Source organism: Streptomyces sp. NPDC093568 (assembly GCF_044764945.1).
Taxonomy (GTDB): Bacteria; Actinomycetota; Actinomycetes; order Streptomycetales; family Streptomycetaceae; genus Streptomyces.
Genome location: NZ_JBIWJD010000007.1, coordinates 472,713 through 490,808, shown reverse-complemented (window position 1 = coordinate 490,808; position 18,096 = coordinate 472,713). Strand labels below are relative to the sequence as shown.

At 71.1% G+C, this 18,096-nt stretch carries 20 protein-coding genes; 12 read left to right on the top strand and 8 right to left on the bottom strand.

The annotated features are described in order from the left end of the window. Positions 1-24: 24 nt before the first annotated feature. From ACIRD7_RS28895 to ACIRD7_RS28885, 3 genes are all read right to left on the bottom strand, one after another. Positions 25-1,323 carry a DUF2637 domain-containing protein gene (locus tag ACIRD7_RS28895; protein ID WP_403458153.1) on the bottom strand — a complete coding sequence of 433 codons (1,299 nt, stop codon included), beginning with the start codon at positions 1,321-1,323 and terminating at the stop codon, positions 25-27. 193 nt (positions 1,324-1,516) lie between these two features. Then, positions 1,517-2,395: a DUF3558 family protein gene (locus ACIRD7_RS28890; protein ID WP_403458150.1), complete on the bottom strand. Its 879-nt coding sequence runs from the start codon at positions 2,393-2,395 to the stop codon at positions 1,517-1,519. A gap of 137 nt (positions 2,396-2,532) precedes the next feature. Then, entirely contained in the window at positions 2,533-3,399 is an 867-nt protein-coding gene (locus ACIRD7_RS28885) for a DUF3558 domain-containing protein (protein ID WP_403458148.1), read from the bottom strand. 215 nt (positions 3,400-3,614) lie between these two features. Here ACIRD7_RS28885 and ACIRD7_RS28880 point away from each other — a divergent pair, with 215 nt between their 5' ends. Next, a complete protein-coding gene (locus ACIRD7_RS28880; RefSeq protein WP_403458146.1) occupies positions 3,615-4,808 on the top strand; it encodes an RtcB family protein in 1,194 nt (397 codons plus the stop codon). Between the two features lie 43 nt (positions 4,809-4,851). Here ACIRD7_RS28880 and ACIRD7_RS28875 read toward each other — a convergent pair whose 3' ends face one another. The 3 genes from ACIRD7_RS28875 to ACIRD7_RS28865 all read right to left on the bottom strand — a co-directional run bounded on the left by ACIRD7_RS28875 (position 4,852) and on the right by ACIRD7_RS28865 (position 6,727). Then, complete coding sequence (locus ACIRD7_RS28875) at positions 4,852-5,652, bottom strand: LAGLIDADG family homing endonuclease (protein ID WP_403458145.1); 801 nt, start codon at positions 5,650-5,652, stop codon at positions 4,852-4,854. A 176-nt stretch (positions 5,653-5,828) separates the two neighbouring features. Then, positions 5,829-5,954, bottom strand: coding sequence for a hypothetical protein (locus ACIRD7_RS28870; protein WP_389449662.1), 126 nt, complete (start codon positions 5,952-5,954; stop codon positions 5,829-5,831). Next, positions 5,951-6,727: an SDR family NAD(P)-dependent oxidoreductase gene (locus ACIRD7_RS28865; protein WP_403458143.1), complete on the bottom strand. Its 777-nt coding sequence runs from the start codon at positions 6,725-6,727 to the stop codon at positions 5,951-5,953. Before ACIRD7_RS28865 ends, ACIRD7_RS28870 begins: the two co-directional genes overlap by 4 nt. A gap of 103 nt (positions 6,728-6,830) precedes the next feature. On the opposite strand from ACIRD7_RS28865, the gene ACIRD7_RS28860 reads away from it, so the two are divergent. After that, entirely contained in the window at positions 6,831-7,265 is a 435-nt protein-coding gene (locus tag ACIRD7_RS28860; RefSeq protein ID WP_403458141.1) for an ester cyclase, read from the top strand. Between the two features lie 125 nt (positions 7,266-7,390). Next, on the top strand, positions 7,391-7,897 hold the full coding sequence (locus tag ACIRD7_RS28855) for a hypothetical protein (protein ID WP_403458224.1): 507 nt from the start codon (positions 7,391-7,393) through the stop codon (positions 7,895-7,897). 40 nt (positions 7,898-7,937) lie between these two features. On the opposite strand, the gene ACIRD7_RS28850 is transcribed toward ACIRD7_RS28855, so the two are convergent. Further along, the gene (locus ACIRD7_RS28850) at positions 7,938-8,753 is read right to left on the bottom strand and encodes a DUF6597 domain-containing transcriptional factor (protein ID WP_403458140.1); all 816 of its coding nucleotides are present in this window, start codon (positions 8,751-8,753) and stop codon (positions 7,938-7,940) included. 62 nt (positions 8,754-8,815) lie between these two features. On the opposite strand from ACIRD7_RS28850, the gene ACIRD7_RS28845 reads away from it, so the two are divergent. The 6 genes from ACIRD7_RS28845 (at position 8,816) to ACIRD7_RS28820 (ending at position 14,831) form a co-directional block, all read left to right on the top strand. Next, positions 8,816-9,418, top strand: a complete 603-nt coding sequence (locus ACIRD7_RS28845) for a TIGR03086 family metal-binding protein (RefSeq protein WP_403458137.1) — start codon at positions 8,816-8,818, stop codon at positions 9,416-9,418. Positions 9,419-9,482: 64 nt separating this feature from the next. Continuing rightward, the gene (locus ACIRD7_RS28840) at positions 9,483-10,568 is read left to right on the top strand and encodes an LLM class flavin-dependent oxidoreductase (RefSeq protein ID WP_403458136.1); all 1,086 of its coding nucleotides are present in this window, start codon (positions 9,483-9,485) and stop codon (positions 10,566-10,568) included. Further along, on the top strand, positions 10,565-11,167 hold the full coding sequence (locus ACIRD7_RS28835) for a CE1759 family FMN reductase (RefSeq protein WP_403458134.1): 603 nt from the start codon (positions 10,565-10,567) through the stop codon (positions 11,165-11,167). The genes ACIRD7_RS28840 and ACIRD7_RS28835 overlap by 4 nt, the downstream gene beginning before the upstream one ends. Positions 11,168-11,241: 74 nt before the next feature. Continuing rightward, positions 11,242-11,961 carry a response regulator transcription factor gene (locus tag ACIRD7_RS28830; RefSeq protein ID WP_403458132.1) on the top strand — a complete coding sequence of 240 codons (720 nt, stop codon included), beginning with the start codon at positions 11,242-11,244 and terminating at the stop codon, positions 11,959-11,961. Next, on the top strand, positions 11,962-13,410 hold the full coding sequence (locus ACIRD7_RS28825) for an ATP-binding protein (protein ID WP_403458129.1): 1,449 nt from the start codon (positions 11,962-11,964) through the stop codon (positions 13,408-13,410). A gap of 155 nt (positions 13,411-13,565) precedes the next feature. Beyond that, positions 13,566-14,831 (top strand): ArgE/DapE family deacylase, encoded by a 1,266-nt coding sequence (locus tag ACIRD7_RS28820; protein ID WP_403458128.1) that lies wholly within the window; start codon positions 13,566-13,568, stop codon positions 14,829-14,831. 42 nt (positions 14,832-14,873) lie between these two features. Here the strand turns inward: ACIRD7_RS28820 and ACIRD7_RS28815 are convergent, their stop codons facing one another. After that, positions 14,874-15,773 (bottom strand): LysR family transcriptional regulator, encoded by a 900-nt coding sequence (locus tag ACIRD7_RS28815; protein WP_403458221.1) that lies wholly within the window; start codon positions 15,771-15,773, stop codon positions 14,874-14,876. 79 nt (positions 15,774-15,852) lie between these two features. Here ACIRD7_RS28815 and ACIRD7_RS28810 point away from each other — a divergent pair, with 79 nt between their 5' ends. From ACIRD7_RS28810 to ACIRD7_RS28800, 3 genes are all read left to right on the top strand, one after another. Continuing rightward, complete coding sequence (locus ACIRD7_RS28810) at positions 15,853-16,854, top strand: EamA family transporter (RefSeq protein WP_403458127.1); 1,002 nt, start codon at positions 15,853-15,855, stop codon at positions 16,852-16,854. After that, positions 16,851-17,543, top strand: coding sequence for an NAD(P)-dependent oxidoreductase (locus tag ACIRD7_RS28805; protein ID WP_403458126.1), 693 nt, complete (start codon positions 16,851-16,853; stop codon positions 17,541-17,543). The genes ACIRD7_RS28810 and ACIRD7_RS28805 overlap by 4 nt, the downstream gene beginning before the upstream one ends. A gap of 68 nt (positions 17,544-17,611) precedes the next feature. After that, positions 17,612-18,088, top strand: coding sequence for a 4-oxalocrotonate tautomerase family protein (locus ACIRD7_RS28800; protein ID WP_403458124.1), 477 nt, complete (start codon positions 17,612-17,614; stop codon positions 18,086-18,088). The last annotated feature ends 8 nt before the right edge of the window (positions 18,089-18,096 follow it).

Below are 18,096 nucleotides of genomic sequence, written 5' to 3'. Positions count from 1 at the left end.
AGGGCCCCTTTTTCGTGCTGCGGGTCAGGCGATGTGGTCCTCTTCCAGCTCCGTGTTGTAGAGCTTCGTGAACCGGTTGACCATGCGCTTGGCCTCGTCCGGCAGGAGAGCGATGCCGAACTCCGCCTCCACGTTCTCGCTGAACTCGCGCTGAGTCGGGTAGCCCGTGCCACCGATCGACTTCTTGAAGACCTGGTAGTAGTCCTCCTCGGTCGGGTCCGGACGCTCCGGAGGACCACCGCCCTCACCGAGCTGACGCGTACGGTTGCCCGTCACCGGGATGGGGAACGTTCCGGTGTCCTCCGGGGAGGGCTCCTGAACCGGGGGCTCCACCTCGTACTGGTCGAGGTACTGCTCGGCCTGCCGCTGCTCCGAGTACCAGTCCTGGAGGTGGTCCTGCGGGTTGTACTGGGGGTTGTAGCCGCCCTGGTACTCGACGCTCCGGGGAGTGTTGAACCAGTCCTGCAGGTACTCCTGTTGCACGTCCCCGGGGGCATCGAGCATCTCGGGGCGCTGCTCCGCGGCAGGAGCCGCCTGCTGCGGAACCGGCGCCGGCTCCACAGGACGACGCCCCGCGCTCACGGCCGCGGGCGCAACCGCGGCCTCCGCCACCGGCGCCGCGTCCAACGCCTGCTTCGGGGCCGGCGGCAACAACGCCGGCTCGATCCCCGCCGCCGCCAACCCCGCCGGAGCCGTGTCCGCGAGCGGAACGCCGTACCGCGCCAGACGCAGCGGCATCAACGACTCCACCGGCGCCTTGCGCCGCCACGCCCGGCCGAAACGCGAACGCAGCCTGGCCTGATACACCAGCCGCTCCTGCTCCAGCTTGATGACCTGGTCGTACGAGCGCAGCTCCCACAGCTTCATACGGCGCCACAGCAGAAACGTCGGCAGCGGCGAGAGCAGCCAGCGCGTGAGGCGGACGCCCTCCATGTGCTTGTCGGCCGTGATGTCCGCAATACGGCCGATCGCGTGCCGGGCGGCCTCCACGGCCACCACGAACAGAATCGGGATCACCGCGTGCATGCCGACGCCCAGCGGGTCCGGCCACGCCGCCGCGCCGTTGAACGCGATCGTCGCGGCCGTCAGCAGCCAGGCGGTCTGCCGCAGCAGCGGGAAGGGTATTCGGATCCAGGTCAGCAGGAGGTCGAGAGCAAGGAGGACACAGATGCCCGCGTCGATGCCGATCGGGAACACATAGCTGAAGTTCCCGAAGCCCTTCTGGATAGCCAGCTCACGGACGGCCGCGTACGAACCGGCGAAGCCGATGCCGGCGATGATCACGGCGCCGAACACGACCACGCCGATGAGAACGCGGTGCATCCGAGTCAGCTGCGGTGGCCCGGCCACTCGTACTCCCCTCCCCTTGCGTGTTGTTGCGCGCAACAGGGTGGCACATCCATACGGCGTACGCGCTGCCGGTACGGCACGAGCCCGGCCCCAAGGGGGACCGGGCTCCCGCAAAGAGCCAGGCTGAGCTGCGAGTTGTGACCCGGCGGAGCGCCAGGTGTGACGGTCAGCTCTTCTTCGCCGCTGACTTGGACGGGGAGGCGGACGCCGACTTCGACGGGCTCGACGAGGGAGACTTCGACGCCGACTTCGAAGGGGCGCCACTCGGCGTGCCCGAACCGCCGCCGTCGTTCTCCTTCGCCACCGACGCCACGACCTCCTTGGCCGCCTTCTGCGCCAGCTTGTTCAAGGTGTCCGCGCTCGGAGCCTTCTCACCGGCCAGACCGGCACCGTTGTAATCGAGCGTCACCACGACGTTCTCCACCCGCGCCACGACCGTCTCCTGCTTGAAGGAACCCTCCTTCTTCTTCAGGTCGTAGCGCACCGCCGTCGCCTCGTCGCCCAGCCCGGCCAGCTCCTCCGACTTGGAGTTCTTCGCACCCGACACCGACTTCGCGTCCTGCACCTGCGTCCGGAAGTACTCCTGCGCCAGCTGCGCCCCCGAACCGCGCGTCACGTCCGACTCGAAGCGCAGCAGCGAGACGTTCAGCCAGCGGAACTGCGAGCCCTTCACACCGTTGTTGTCCAGACTGCTCCAGGAGCACGAACCGCGCGTCGACGCGCTGTCCGAAGTGCCCGTCTTACCGGACTTGGCCTCCGGAACCAGATCCTCCAGCGTCTTCTTCGCCAGCACCTTGCACGGCTGCGGCAACGACTTGAACACAGCCGCCTGCACCGTCGGCGACGGACTCGCCGACTCCGACGCCGACGTCTTCGCACTGTCGTCGCCCGCCTTCTCCGCCGAACCGGAGTCCGAGGAGCAGCCCGCGGCGATCAGCATCACGGGGACGGCTGCCGCGCAGACAAGAACGCGACGCAGGCCCCTCGCCCACTGCTCACGCTGCTCACGCCGGTCATCCTGGTCTCGGTTCGCTGCTCGCTGCATGGTTCCTTCACTCATGACTGACACTCGTGGTTCCTGCCGTCGGATCGGGTCCGAGGGGCCACGGTACGCGGTGAAGAAGCTGTGCGGTCTCGTTTCGGTTACGTCGCACCAGAGCGCGAAGGTGTGAACACGACCCGCTAATCCGAGAGCGCGTCAGCCAGTCGCGCGGCCAGATTCTGGGCCCTGTCCTGCATTTCCTCACTGTCCGGCACCGCGCCGACCGTGGCCGGCTGCTCCTCGTACGCGATGGTCACGATCACGTTGGACGTGCGGAACGCCACAGTCACCGTGCGCTGCTGAGCCGTCGAACCCGAGCTGCCGAGCTCGTCGTCGAGGAAGGCCTCGTCGCCGAGATCCTCCAGGACACGGGGCTGGAGTTCGGCCGACGTCGCACCGTCGGCGGACTCCGACTCGGACGCGGACGCGGCCGGGGAACCGGAGGACGAAACGGAGGAGGAAACGGACGGGGACGCGGAGTTCGACGGCGAGGAGGAAGGCGAGCCGCTCGGATCGGCTGACCCGGCAGTCCCGCTGCCGGACTCCGAACTCGTCGGCTCGGGAAGATCCGCCGCCACCTGCCGCGACGCGAAGAGCGTCTGCGCCTCGCTGTCGTCGCTGACCGACGTGTCGTACGAAACGACCCGCTCGAAGTCGACGAAGAGATGGTCGGTGGCATCGGCCGAGTCGACCTTCCAACGGCAGCCCACCTTGCGGTCGGTGTCGAAGGTGAGCGTCGGCGTGCCCTCGTAGGCCTTCTCGCGCTGCTCGGCGTCCGTGATCTGCCGGATGCCGGGGAGCAGGGAGTCGAGCGTGTCCTCGTCGATCACCCCGCACGGCTCCGGCAGCGAGTCGTACCGGCCGGGCTCCGCCGTCACGGCCGCCGTGCCGGAGTCGCCCGGGTTGGAGTCGTCGGCCGTGCCGCCGGTGTCGGAACTGCCGGTGCAGCCGGCCAGCAGGGCCGCGAGGAGCGCGGCGACGCCGGATACGTACGCCTTCCGCTGCACGGTCAGGCTCCTCTCGACGGTGGGGGTGTGGTCGGTCGGTTGCCGGTCTTCAGTGTCCCCGCTGGTTATTCGCTTGCCGCGCGGGGGCGCCCACTGGAGACAATGTGTATCGCACGCAGTGCCGTGGACGCCGGTCCGTTGTCCCTTTTCATCGACCTTGGCGCCGGTTTTGCGATTTCAGACTTGTATGTGTTTTCCGGGGGAATGAGGACGATATGTCGTACGTGGAGATGCCGGGCGCGAAGGTACCCATCCGTATGTGGACCGACCCGGCGACGGTCGAGGACGTGGCCCTGCAGCAGCTGCGGAACGTCGCGACCCTGCCGTGGATCAAGGGCCTCGCCGTGATGCCGGACGTGCACTTCGGCAAGGGGGCGACGGTCGGTTCCGTCATCGCCATGCAGGGGGCTGTTTGTCCGGCGGCGGTGGGGGTGGACATCGGGTGCGGGATGTCGGCGGTGAAGACGTCGCTGACGGCGAACGACCTGCCGGGTGATCTGTCGCGGCTGCGGTCGAAGATCGAGCAGGCGATTCCGGTGGGCTTCGCCATGCACGACGATCCGGTGAACCCGGCCCGGCTGCACGGCTTCCCGGTGGCGCCGTGGAGTGACTTCTGGGGTCGCTTCGACGGGATCGCGGATGCGGTGAAGTTCCGTCGGGAACGGGCCGGGAAGCAGATGGGAACGCTTGGCGGAGGAAATCACTTTGCAGAGGTAAACATTTGCGATTCCGGGTCGGTGTGGCTGATGCTGCATTCCGGATCGCGCAACATCGGCAAGGAGCTGGCCGAGTTCCATATCGGCGTGGCTCAGAAGCTCCCGCACAACCAGGGCCTGGTCGACCGTGACCTCGCCGTCTTCGTCGCGGACACGCCGCAGATGGCGGCATACCGCAACGACCTGTTCTGGGCGCAGGAGTACGCCAAGTACAACCGCGCGATCATGATGGCGCTCCTGAAGGACGTGATCCGCAAGGAGTTCAAGAAAGCGAAGCCGACGTTCGAGCCCGAGATCAGCGCGCACCACAACTACGTGGCCGAGGAGCGCTACGACGGCATGGACCTGCTCGTGACCCGTAAGGGCGCGATCCGGGCCGGCTCCGGCGAGTACGGGATCATCCCGGGCTCCATGGGCACGGGTTCGTACATCGTGAAGGGCCTGGGCAACGAGAAGTCCTTCAACTCCGCCTCGCACGGCGCGGGTCGGCGCATGAGCCGCAACGCGGCGAAGCGTCGGTTCACCACGAAGGACCTCGAGGAGCAGACGCGGGGTGTGGAGTGTCGTAAGGACTCCGGTGTCGTGGACGAGATTCCGGGCGCCTACAAGCCGATCGAGCAGGTCATCGACCAGCAGCGGGACCTGGTGGAGGTCGTGGCGAAGCTGAAGCAGGTCGTGTGCGTGAAGGGCTGACGCGAGAGGCCCCCGGCTGAACCGGGGGCCTCGTTCATTCGGGTCACTGATCGCTCGGCAGGGGGACTTGGCCGGTGCGCAGGCGCCAGAGGCGGAGGTTGCAGCTTTGGGTGGTCCTGCCGAGTTCGTCGGCGGCGGCCTTCGCGCTGTTGAGTTCCAGCAGGACTCGGTCCTCGCGCTCATTCCAGCGGCGCTGCGTGTGGGCAGCCCTCATGCCCGCGGGGCGGGACCAGGTGCCGAGTGAGTCAGCCGTTGCCTGCTTCCGTTCCAATGACAGGCAGTCGGCGTAGTAGAGGTGGGAGGCAAGGCTCTGGGCCAACTCCACTGTGTAGAAGAGGTTGTAGACGCTGTCGCGGGTGTTGCGCTTGAGGATGCGTGCGGCGCCCGTGACCTCTTTCGCGTAGTCGGACAGGTAGGCGGCGATGGCTGTGCTCGCTGTGGTGAGAGAGACGAAGGGTAAGCCCTTGCTGGTGAATCCCACGGAGCCGTCGGCGTCGATGAGGCCCCGCAGGTAGTCGCGCGGCGAGAACTCGACGCCGGGTGGGGTGATCGTCCCCGACTTGCGGCCGTACGGCAGGCCTAGTTCGTTGAGCCTGGTCCTGGCTTCGAGGGAACACAGGGTCCAGGTGGCCGAGGTGTGCGTCTCGGCGAAGTTCGTGGATCGAGTGCGCTCGGAGATGCTGCTGTAGTACGGCGTCAGCTTCTGAAACCTACGCAGCAGTTCGACGTCTCGGGCGTTGATCTCGACAGTCAGGCGGCCCTTGTGGCCCGCACCTTTTGCCAGGTGCCCATCCGCCTGCAAAAAGCCGAACATGTACGCGTACTCGGGGACCGTGAGGTCCATGAACCGGTGGACGCTAGGCTCGCAGTCAGCCATGAGGAAGCTCTTTCCTTCCTTGCTGGTCAGGCCCTCGTCCGGGCGGTATCCCGGGCGGGGGCCGTCGATTTGATGTTGTGGCGCGAGCCTAGGTCGCCGGTTCGGCGTCCGTTCGGGTGATCGAGGGGGTTCACCCCTGTGGGTTACTTCGGGGCGTGCGTCACCGCGTAGATCATCACGAACGCCACGATGTGGATGCCGAAGAGGAAGTAGCCGAGCCACCACCACATCTGGCGTTCGTTGTGGGGGTCCTTGCGGTCGGGGGTCATAGTTCCCGGTGCACCTTCGTGTTGGAGGCCTGGGCGCGGGGGCGGACGACCAGGAGGTCGATGTTGACGTGGCTGGGGCGGGTCACCGCCCAGGTGATGGTCTCCGCCACGTCGTCTGCCGTGAGGGGTTCGGCGACGCCCGCGTAGACCTTGGATGCCTTTTCCTCGTCGCCGCCGAAGCGGGTGAGGGCGAACTCGTCGGTCTTCACCATGCCGGGGGCGACCTCGATGACGCGGACCGGGCGGCCGACGATCTCCAGGCGCAGGGTCTCGGCGAGGACGTGCGCGCCGTGCTTGGCGGCGACGTAGCCCGCGCCGCCCTCGTAGGTGGAGTGGCCGGCGGTGGAGGAGACGACGACCACCGTGCCGTCGCCGCCGGCTTCCAGCTTGGGGAGCAGGGCCTGGGTGAGGTTCAGGGTGCCGATGACGTTCGTCTCGTACATCGTGCGCCAGTCGGCCGGGTCGCCGGTGGCGACGGGGTCGGCGCCGAGTGCGCCGCCCGCGTTGTTGACCAGGACGCCGATCGCGCTGAAGGCCGTCGCGAACTCGTCGACGGCCGCGCGGTCCGTCACGTCGAGCTGGTAGGCCGTCGCCGAGTGGCCCGCGGCGTTGATCTCCTCCGCCAGTGCCTCGATCCGGTCCTTGCGGCGGGCCGTCAGGACGACCCGGTAGCCGGCCGCGGCGAGCTGCCGTGCCGTGGCGGCGCCGATTCCGCTGCTCGCACCGGTGACGACGGCGATGCGGGAGGCGGCGGAGGGTGCGGCGGTGGGCATGGGTGCTCCTCGTGCGGGTCGGGGCGGGAGACTCTCCGGCCAGGATAGGCGGGCGCTGCGGTGGGACAATGAGATGGGTGATCTTCCGAGCTGGAGGTGGATCATGGGACAGGCACGTGAGGTCATGGACCGGCTCACCGCGGCGGTCACCGCGGCCGATTCCGAGAGCCTCGTCGGGCTCTACGCGAAGGACGCGGTCGCCGTCACTCCGGACGGCGGGGAGCTGCACGGCCGGGACGACATCGTCGAGTACTGGCGGCAGATGACCCAGGCGATCCCGGACGGCACGTACGAGTCGTTGCACGCCTACGAGGTCGGTGACACCGCCATCGACGAGGGCGTCTTCAGCGGCCGTAACACCGGGCCGATCCAGTTGCCGGACGGCCGGACGCTGCCGGCGACGCAGAAGGAGATCCGGATTCGCGGGGTGGACTTCGCCACCGTCGACGAGAGCGGGCAGATCGTGGATTACCGGCTCTACTTCGACGAGATGGAGTTCCTGGGGCAGCTGGGGCTGCTGCCCGACGAACCGTCCTGAGCCGCCGCCCGGGTCGTCCGGTTCGCCCGAGGGTGTTCGTGTCACCTGTTGGAGGGCGCCTGTCGGCCGCTTCGCGTGGGATACATCCGTACGACCACGTGGAGTGAGGAGACGGTATGCGGCGGATGCGGGTTGCTGCGGTGTGCGGGGCGGCCGTCGTGGCGGCGGTCTTCGGGATGTCCGCCGCCGGGGCGGTAGGGGGTCCGGAGGCGGATCTCGCCTATCACGGCTCGGTCGACCTGGCGGCGGGCGAGGTCGACGTGCGGTTCACGCCGCACAATCTCGGGTCGGCCGCCGTGCCGGATCCGACGGTACGGATCAGCTGGTCGGAGCCGCTGGCGGAGAAGCAGGCGCTGCCGGCGGGGTGTGTGCGGGCGGACGACCGGGCGGTGACGTGCCGGCTCGGGCCGCTGGCCGCCGGGGAGGTGGGCGAGCGGATCGGTCTGCGGGTGCGGCTGCAGGGCGCGCCGTCGGAGGTGCTGCTGGAGTTCGACACGGTGGCGAGCGACACGACGGGCAGTGGCACGGCGGGCAGTAACACTGCGGGGAGCGCCGGGGCGATGAGCGAGGTCCCTGGGGGCGGTCCGCAGCGGGTGCTGGCGCTGGACACGGGGGACACGTACTACTTCTGAGGGCCGTGGCCGGTCTGGTGCGACGGCCCGCCCCTCGCCCTCACTCCACTCCCTGCGCGTACACCGTCGGCGACACCCCCACCGTGGCCGTGAAGTCCCGTACCAGGTGGGCCTGGTCGGCATAGCCGAGTTCGTGGGCCAGGCCGGCCCAGTCGACGTCGGTGCGGGTGCCGGCCTGTTCCAGGGCTTCGTGGATGCGGTAGCGGAGGAGGACCCACTTGGGGCTGACGCCGACGTAGGTGGAGAAGAGCCGTTGCAGTGCCCGGACGGAGAGTCCCTGTGTGTCGGCGAAGTCGCCGACGCGGCGGACCGTGCGGTCGGTGCGGATCCGCTGGACGAGGGTGGTGGCGAGGTCGGCCTGGGGGTCCGGGGCGCAGGGGAGCGTGCGGAGGAAGGTGTCGAGTGCGGTCACGCGGGTCTTGTCGTCGGGCGGGGTGACGATCGCGTGGGCGGCCTCGGCGGTGGCGGTCGGGAACACCTCGTGGGCGGGCAGTGCGCGGCCGGTCCAGCGGGACACGGGTTCGCCGGGGGTGTAGGGGCGGAATCCGCCGGGGCGGAACTTCACTCCGCAGACGCGGCCGCGGCCGGTCAGTTTCCGGGTGAACAGGCCCAGGGCCACGCCGGTGACCTCGGCGTAGGGCGGTCCTTCGGCTTCGTCCCACTGGAAGGTGAGGTTGACGGCCGGGTGCGGGACGACGTGGGAGGCGTAGGGCGTGGGCAGGTCCCAGTCGATCAGCCAGTACCACTCGATGTAGCGGCGCAGTGGCTCGGCGGGCTCGTGGCGGCGGAACCGGACGCGGCTCAGCAGTGCGGACGGGTCGACGATCCCGCGGGTGTCGTGGCGGGGTGCCTCCATGGCCGGATCGTACGTCGCGTTTCTTCAAGATGGGCAGGCCTGTGTGTCCCTACGGTCGGAGCATGGATGCGAATCGGGTGAAGACGTACGGCATCGGTGAGCTGCTGGGGATGGCGCGGGAGCGGGCGGTTCCGGTGGTGCGGGGTATTGCGGACGAGGTGCTCGGCGCTCCGACGCCCTGTGCCGAGTACGACGTGCGGGCGCTGGTCAATCACCTCTTCCAGGTGATCGTGCAGTTCCAGCGGCTGGCCGTGAAGGAGGCGTCGGACTTCGGTGAGACGCCGGACCGGGTCGCCGAGGGGCCGCAGTGGCGTGAGCGGCTCGCCGAGGAGGCTGACCGGCTGGTGGCGGCCTGGTCCGCGCCGGGGGCGGACGAGGGTCTGACCGGTGGGATGAACATGCCCGCGCGGTTGGTCGGCTCGATGGCGCTGCTCGATCTGACGGTGCATGTGTGGGATCTGGCGCGGGCTTCGGGTCAGGAGTTTCCGGGTGCGGACGAGGCGGTCGTGGCGGAGTTGTCGGGCGCGGTGGAGGAGCTGGCGCCGACGGCCAGGAAGATGGGGGTGTTCAGGGAGCCGGTGGCGGAGCGCGCGGGTGCGTCGGCGTTCGAGCGGCTGCTGGCGCGGACGGGCCGGGATCCGTACTGGCGAGGTGGCGGGGAATAGTCCTCGGGCGGTCACAGTTCTCCGGGTATAGTTGAACCGTCAACAACCTGGAGGGTGAGCGACCATGCAGTTCGGGATCTTCAGCGTCGGCGATGTCACGCCGGACCCCACCACGGGCCGTACGCCGACCGAGCGTGAGCGCATCAAGGCCATGGTCGCGATCGCGCTGAAGGCCGAGGAGGTCGGGCTCGACGTCTTCGCGACCGGCGAGCACCACAACCCGCCGTTCGTGCCGTCGTCGCCGACGACGATGCTCGGCTACATCGCGGCGCGGACGGAGCGGCTGGTGCTGTCCACCTCCACCACGCTCATCACCACGAACGACCCGGTGAAGATCGCCGAGGATTTCGCGATGCTCCAGCATCTGGCCGACGGCCGGATGGACCTGATGATGGGCCGCGGCAACACCGGGCCGGTCTACCCCTGGTTCGGGCAGGACATCCGCCAGGGCATCAACCTCGCCATCGAGAACTACGCCCTGCTGCACCGGCTGTGGCGCGAGGACGTCGTGAACTGGGAGGGGAAGTTCCGTACGCCCCTGCAGGGCTTCACGTCCACGCCCCGCCCGCTGGACGGCGTGGCGCCGTTCGTCTGGCACGGCTCGATCCGCTCCCCGGAGATCGCCGAGCAGGCCGCTTACTACGGCGACGGCTTCTTCCACAACAACATCTTCTGGCCGGCCAGTCACACCAAGCAGATGGTCGAGCTCTACCGGACCCGCTACGCCCACTACGGGCACGGCACGCCCGAGCAGGCGATCGTCGGCCTCGGCGGCCAGGTCTTCATGCGGAAGAACTCCCAGGACGCGATCCGCGAGTTCCGCCCCTACTTCGACGTCGCGCCGGTCTACGGAAACGGCCCGTCGCTGGAGGACTTCATGGACCAGACGCCGCTGACCGTCGGCTCCCCGCAGCAGGTGATCGAGAAGACACTGTCCTTCCGGGAGTACGCCGGCGACTACCAGCGCCAGCTCTTCCTCATGGACCACGCCGGGCTGCCGCTGAAGACCGTCCTGGAGCAGCTCGACATGCTCGGCGAGGAGGTCGTGCCGGTACTGCGCAAGGAGTTCGCGAACGGCCGCCCGGCCGGCGTCCCCGACGCCCCCACCCACGCTTCCCTCAAGGCCGCCCAGGAGGTGACCGTCGCATGAAGCTCGTCGTCGTGTCCGCGGGGCTGAGCGTCCCGTCCTCCACCCGGCTGCTGGGCGACCGGCTGGCGGCCGCGGTGTTGCGGCAGGCCGCCGGCCCGGTGGAGGTCGAGGTCGTCGAGCTGCGCGAGCTCGCCGTGGAGATCGCGCACAACTTCACCAACGGCTTCCCCGGGCGCCGGCTCGCCGCCGCGATCGAGGCGGTCACCTCGGCGGACGGGCTCATCGTCGTCACACCGGTGTTCTCGGCGTCGTACAGCGGACTGTTCAAGTCCTTCTTCGACGTGATCGAGAAGGACGCGCTGGCGGGCCTGCCGGTGCTGATCGCCGCGACCGGCGGCACGGCCCGGCACTCGCTGGTCCTGGAGCACGCGCTGCGTCCGCTCTTCGCCCATCTGCGGGCCGTGGTCGTCCCGACCGGCGTGTACGCCGCCTCGGAGGACTGGGGTGCCGAGGGGCTGGACGGGCGGATCGAGCGGGCCGCCGGCGAGCTGACCGGGCTGATGTCCGCGATGGCGGCCGGACGACCTGCGAAGAAGGGCGCCGAGCCCGAAGTGGTGCCGTTCGAGCAGCAGCTGGCGGCGCTGCGACCGGCCGGGTGAGAGGCCAGTAAGAAGGGCACCCCGTGAGCCGCTCATCACGTCGTACGACCGCAGGGGCTTGGCAGTATGAACCCGTGCCCCAGACTGTTCTCCTCGCCGAAGACGACCGCGCCATCCGCAACGCCCTGGAGCGGGCGCTGACGCTGGAGGGCTACCAGGTCACCGCGGTCGCCGACGGCGTGGAGGCGCTGGCGCAGGCCCATCGCACGCCGCCGGACGTGCTCGTGCTGGACGTGATGATGCCGGGCATCGACGGGCTCCAGGTCTGCCGGGTGCTGCGCGCCGAGGGCGACCGCACCCCAATCCTGATGCTCACGGCGCTCGTGGAGACCCAGGACCGCATCGCCGGCCTGGACGCGGGCGCCGACGACTACGTGGTCAAGCCGTTCGACGTCGAGGAGGTCTTCGCCCGGCTGCGCGCCCTGCTGCGCCGCACCAGTGAGGCGAACGGCGCCCCCGCCGACGTACCGAGGCAGGTCCCCGAGCCCGCCGGCCGGCTGATCGAGGCGGCCGGGCTGCGGATGGATCCGCAGGCACGGCGGGCCTGGCGGGGCGCGCGAGAGCTGGAGCTGACCCGGACCGAGTTCGAGCTGCTGGAGCTGCTCGTGCGCAACGCCGGCATAGTCCTCGACCACTCCACCATCTACGACCGCATCTGGGGCTACGACTTCGGCCCCGGCTCCAAGAACCTCGCCGTCTACGTCGGCTATCTGCGCCGCAAGCTCGACGAGCCGGGTGCGCCGCAGCTGATCCACACGGTGCGCGGCGTGGGTTACGTGCTGCGGGAGGACTGAGTGGCCGGCCCGGTCCGCCGCCGGCTCGCCCGGCTGCTGACCCCACCCCTGCCGGCCGGGCGACGGCGGACCGGACTCGCCTCCCTGCGCACCACCTTCGCCGTGTCCTTCGCGGCCGTGACCGCCGTGGTCACGGTCCTGGTCGGCCTGCTGTCGTACACGGCCGCCGCGCGGCTGGTGCGGGTGGACCAGGAGTCCGTGTTCGACGAGGTCGTGCAGGATCTGCGCGGCGAGGTCGTGCAGCGGCCGATGCGGCCGGAGGACTTCTCCTCCTCGGCTCCCGGCCACGACCTCGTACGGCCCGCCCGGACCGATGTGCAGGTGCTCGGCCCCGACGGTGCCGTCGTCGACCCGGGCCGCCCGGGGCTGCCGGTCGAGGCCGCCGACCGGCGGATCGCGGCCGACGGGACGGCCGGGCGGATGGTCCAGCACAAGGACGTCGACGTCGGCAGTGACGTCTACCGGGTGGCGACCGTGGCGCTCGGCGGCGGGCGGGGCGCGGTGCAGATCGCCCAGGAGTTCAGCGACACCGAGGACCTGCTGCGGGCCCTCCAGCAGCGGACGCTGCTGCTGATGTCGGCCGTGGTGATCCTCGCGGGGCTCTTCGGCTGGTGGCTGGCCCGGCGCATCACCCGCCGCCTGGTCGTCCTCACCGACGCGGCCGAGGCCGTCGCCCGCACCCGCCGGCTGGGCATCCAGGTGCCGGTCACCGGATACGACGAGGTCGGCCGGCTCGGCCGGGCCTTCGACCGCATGCTGGGGCGGCTGGCCCAGTCGGAGGAGGACCAGCGGCGCCTCGTGCAGGACGCGGGCCACGAGCTGCGCACCCCGCTCACGTCCCTGCGTACGAACATCTCCCTGCTGCGCCGCATCGACGAGCTGCCGCCCGGCACCCGCGACGAGCTGGTCGCGGACCTCGGCCAGGAGGCGCGCGAACTGACCGACCTGGTCAACGAGTTGGTCGATCTGGCGGCCGGGCAGTCCGACACCGAGCCCGCCCAGCGGGTGGACCTCGCCGACGTCGCCGAGGAGGTCGCCGGGCTCGCACGCCGGCGCACGGGACGGCGGATCGTGGTCCGGGCGAGCGGTGAGACGGCCACGCAGGGCCGGCCGGGGATGCTCCAGCGGGCGGTGACCAACCTCGTCGAGAACGCGGCCAAGTTCGACCGCGACGGGACCGCGCCGATCGAGATCAACGTCGCCGGCCCCGCCCGGCCCGGCACGGTCCGGGTCGAGGTGCTCGACCGGGGCCCCGGAGTCGCCGAGGACGACCTGATCCGGGTCTTCGACCGCTTCTACCGCGCCCCCGACGCCCGCTCCCTGCCCGGGTCCGGCCTGGGACTGTCGATCGTGCGGGAGGTGGCGCTGGCTCATGGCGGGGCGCCGTTCGCGTTCCGGCGGGACGGGGGTGGGGCGGCCATCGGGTTCACGGTGGGTGGGGCCGATTGAGCGGGGCGGGTTCGGCGGCCCGGGAGGCCTCGAAGGCACCAGCAGGATGACGACCCCGGTGAGAGCCCGTTCCCTCTCGGATCTCCCCGTGATGGGCCACTATCTGTGGGGGCGGGCCGTGCGTCGTGCCGGTGGCCGAGGGGAGGAGCGTCTTCGTGCTGAGTGACGTGGAGCGTGCGGTCCTTGCGGAGATCGACGAGGCCGAAATCGGGCGGACGCTGCTGGAGCTGATCGCCGTGCCCAGTGTGACCGGCAGCGCGGCCGAGTCGGAGCTCCAGCATCTGCTGGCCGGGCGGCTGGAGCGGCTCGGTCTGGACGTCGACCTGTGGTCCATGGACCTGGACGCGCTGCGCGCGGATCCCGCTTTTCCGGGGACGGAGGTCGAGCGGGAGGAGGCCTGGGGGCTGGCCGCGGTGACGGAGGACGGCGGCGACGGGCCCACCTTCGTCCTGCAGGGCCACGTGGACGTCGTACCGCCCGGGGACCTGGACGCCTGGGACGGCGATCCGTTCGTGCCGAGGGTGACCGGGGACGTCGTACACGGGCGGGGCGCCTGCGACATGAAGGCCGGGCTGGTGGCCCACCTCGCCGCGCTCGCGGCGATACGGGCCGCCGGGGTGCGGCTGCGCGGGCGGATCGGCGTGCACTTCGTGGTGGGTGAGGAGGACGGCGGCCTGGGTGCCTTCGGCACGTTGCGCCGCGGCCACCGCGGGGACGTCTGCGTCATCGCCGAGCCGACGGGCGGCGCCCTCGTCACCGCCAACGCCGGCGCGCTGACGTTCCGCCTCGCCGTGCCCGGCAAGGCGGCGCACGGCAGCGCGCGCGACCAGGGCGTCAGCGCGATCGACGGGTATGTGCCGCTGCACCGGGCGCTGGCCCGGCTGGAGGCCGAGCGCAACCGGGACCCGCATCCGCTGATGGCCGAGCACCCCATCCCCTACGCCCTGTCGGTCGGCACCGTGCGCGCCGGGGACTGGGCGAGCAGCGTGCCCGATCTGCTGGTCGCCGAGGGCCGGCTGGGCGTGCGGCTGGGTGAGGAACCTGCGCAGGCCCGGGAGGCGTTCGAGCGGTGCGTCGCCGAGACGTGCGCCGCCGACCCCTGGCTGCGCGACCATCCGGCGACCGTGAGCTGGCCGGGCGGACAGTTCGCCAGCGGACGGCTGACGGAGGGGCACCGGCTGCCGGAGGTGATCCGAGGGGCGCACGCGGACGCCGGGGGAGCGGCGGACCTGCGGGAGTGCGGGGCGCCGTACGGCAGTGATCTGCGGCTGTACGCCGGAGCGGGGATCGCCACCCTCCAGTACGGGCCGGGGGACATCCGGGTGGCGCACAGCGCGCGGGAGCGGGTGTCGGTCGGCGAAGTGGTGGAGGTGGCGCGGACGTTGGCGGTGACCGTGTTGCGGACGGTCGGCACCAAGTGAGAGCCGGGGCCTTCGTGAGCCTCACATGTGCACCGCGTCCGGTCAGGACGGCGCCGCCCCCCGTCCGACCCCGAGGACGTCGAGCATCGCCCGGGTCGCCGGGCTGGGGTTGAAGCGGCTCCACACCAGGTACTCCAGGCGATGCGGTCCGTCGAGCACCCGGACCAGCGCCAGTTCGGGATCGGCGGCGGCCAGCGGGCGGACGTACGCCGACGGAAGCAGCGCGATGCCGAGTCCGCGCGCGACCAGCCGGGAGATCAGCTCCACGACACCCGCCTCGTAGGCGACGTCGCGGACCAGGCCCGCCGCCGCGAAGGCGCGGTCGGACTGGGCCCGGGCGGGCGTCCCGGCCGCGAAGTCCACGAAGGTCTCCTCGGCGATCTCCGGCAGCGTCACCCGGGGCACCCCCGCGAGCCGGTGCCCGGCCGGTACCACCAGGGCGTGTTCGTCGTGATCGAGGAGAAGGGCCTCCACACCGGACGGCCGCTCGCCCTCCGGCAGGCCGAGGAAGGCGATGTCCAGTTCGCCGTCCCGGACCGCCGCGGCCAGCTCGTCGCTGCGCCCGGACCGCAGGACGACGCGCACGTCCGGATAGCGGGCGCGATAGCGCTGGAGCAGCTCGGGCACGTCCACGGCGGCCGTCGTCACGATCACGCCGACGGCGAGCCGGCCGCGCACCGCACCGGTCGCGGCGGCGGCGTCGGCGGCCGCGCGGTCGGCGGCGGCCAGGCACTCGCGCGCGGCGGCCACGAACGCCACCCCGGCGCTGGTCGGTTCGACGCGGCGGCTGGAACGCGCGAACAGCTTGACCCCGAGCTCCCGCTCCAGTCCGGCGATCCGGTGACTGAGGGACGACTGCACCACGAAGCAGCGCTCCGCGGCGCGCGTGAAGTTGCGGGTTTCGGCGACGGCGACGACGTACCGCATCTGCTGGAGATCCATGTATCCATCGTTGTGGTTCATAGCTGTGATGACAAGCATGTGTTGGAGTCATGAGGCCAGGCTGCGGAGACTTCTACGCATGCATTCCTTGCAGCTCACGCACCCTTCGGCCGAGCGGTCACCGGGCTCGCCGCGGACGTACGCGCGGCCGGTGGCCACCGTCGCGCTGACCGCGCTCGCCCCCGCCGCCTGGGGCACCACGTACGCCGTGACCACGGAACTCCTCCCGCCCGGCCACCCGATGTTCGCCGGGCTGATCCGCGCCCTGCCCGCCGGGCTGCTCGCGCTGGCGATCACCCGCGTGCTGCCGCGCGGCGACTGGTGGTGGAAGGCCGGGGTGCTCGGCGCCCTCAACATCGCCACCCTGTTCCCGCTGCTGTTCCTCGCGGCCGAACGACTGCCCGGCGGGGTCGCCGCCACCCTCGGCGCCGCCCAGCCGCTGCTGGTCGCCGGGCTGGCCATCGGGGCTCTTCATGTACGGCCGACGGTGTGGCGCTGGGTCTGGGGCGTCCTCGGCCTGGTCGGCGTCGGACTCGTCGTGCTCGGCCCGCAGGCCCGGCTGGACACCGCCGGCGTGCTCGCCGGGCTCGGCGGTACGACCGCGATGGCGGCCGGAACCGTCCTCACCAAGCGGTGGGGCCGCCCGCCGGGTGCCGGCCCGCTGACCCTGGCGGGCTGGCAACTGACCGTCGGCGGCGTGCTCCTGCTCCCGCTCACCCTCGCGGTCGAGGGAGTGCCGCAGCGGATCGACGCCGGGGCGGCCGCCGGATATCTGTGGCTCGGCAGTGTGGGCGGACTGATCGCGTACACCCTGTGGTTCCGGGGCATCGGCAAGCTCTCGGTCGGCGCCTCGGCTCCGCTGGTGCTGCTGTCGCCGCTGGTCGCCACCGCCATCGGCATCGCGCTCGGCGAGTCGCTGAGCGTGCCGCAGTCCCTCGGGTTCGTCCTCGCCCTGGCCGCGCTGCTCTCGGCGCAGTTCGAGACTCCGAAGCTGGGTCTGCGGGGTTCGCGGGTCGTACGGCGGGGCGGGCGGCCCGGACGGGTTGAAGAAGAGCGAGTGCGTGCGGGGCGGGTCCGGTGACGGGGACGGCGAGGCCGAACCGGGCCGCCCTGACGATCGCCGTGCTCGGGGCCACGGGAATGGTCGGCAGCCGGGTGATCGGCGAGGCGGCTGCCCGCGGCCACCGGGTGCTCGCCCTCTCCCGCCGGCCGGCGGACCCGAGCGCGCACGTGACGCCGCTCGCGGTCGACGCGAACGACCCGGCGGCCGTGCGCGAGGCTCTCGCGGGCACCGCCTCGACCGGCGCCGCGGACGCCGTCGTACTGGCCGTGCGGACCTTCCCGGCCGACCCTGACTTCCTGGTCGGCGCCACCCGCACGGTGCTGGACGCCGCCGCAGGGCTCGGCGTCCGCGTCCTCGTGGTGGGCGGCGCCGGCGCCCTGCGCAGCCCCGGCTACCCCGGCCTGCTCGTGGCCCACGACCCCGCGTACGTGCCGGACGAGCACCGGGCCGTGGCGGCCGCCGGGACCGCGCAGCTGCGGACCTGCCAGGACCACGCCGACGCCGACTGGGTCTACGTCAGCCCGCCGGCCCTCCTCGAACCGGGGGCCCGCACCGGCCGCTACCGGCGCGGCACCGACACGCTGCTCATCGGCTCGGACGGCCGTTCGTGGATCAGCGCGGAGGACCTGGCGGTGGCGGTGCTCGACGAGGTCGAGGCACCGGGCGGCGAGCCCCACATCACCGTCGTCCACCGCACCTCGGTATGACAGTCGTTATAGAGGCGGGGTAGGCTGCGGCTCGCCCTGTTCTATAACGCCTGTCATAGGAGCTCGTCTTGACGATCATCACCGTCCACACCCCCAAGGACCGCCTGAGCCTCGAACAGCGCCGCGAGCTGGCCGAGACGCTCACGGACGCGGTGCTGGTGCCGGAGGTGGGGCAGTTCGCCCCGGCTGCCCGGGTCGGGTTCCAGGTCCACTTCGTCGAGCGCGAGCCCGACATGATGGCCATCGGCGGACGGCTGCTGGCGGACACCGGGCCGGGACTCGACGTGATGACGATCGACGTGGCGGTCATGGACGCCGCCTGGCAGCCGGAGCTGCGGGCCGAGGTCATCGAGCGGGTGCTGGCCGCGCTGGCGGCGGCCTGCGGGATGCCGGCGCCGGCGCCGACCTGGTGGGTCACCTTCCGGGTGATCGAGGAGGGGAGCTGGGGCTCCTCCGGCGGCGCGCTGTCCGTCCTGTCGCTGCTCGACAGCGGGGTGTTCACACCGGAGCGGGTGAAGGCGGTGCGTGGCGCGCTGGGTGCGTGAGCGGCGGG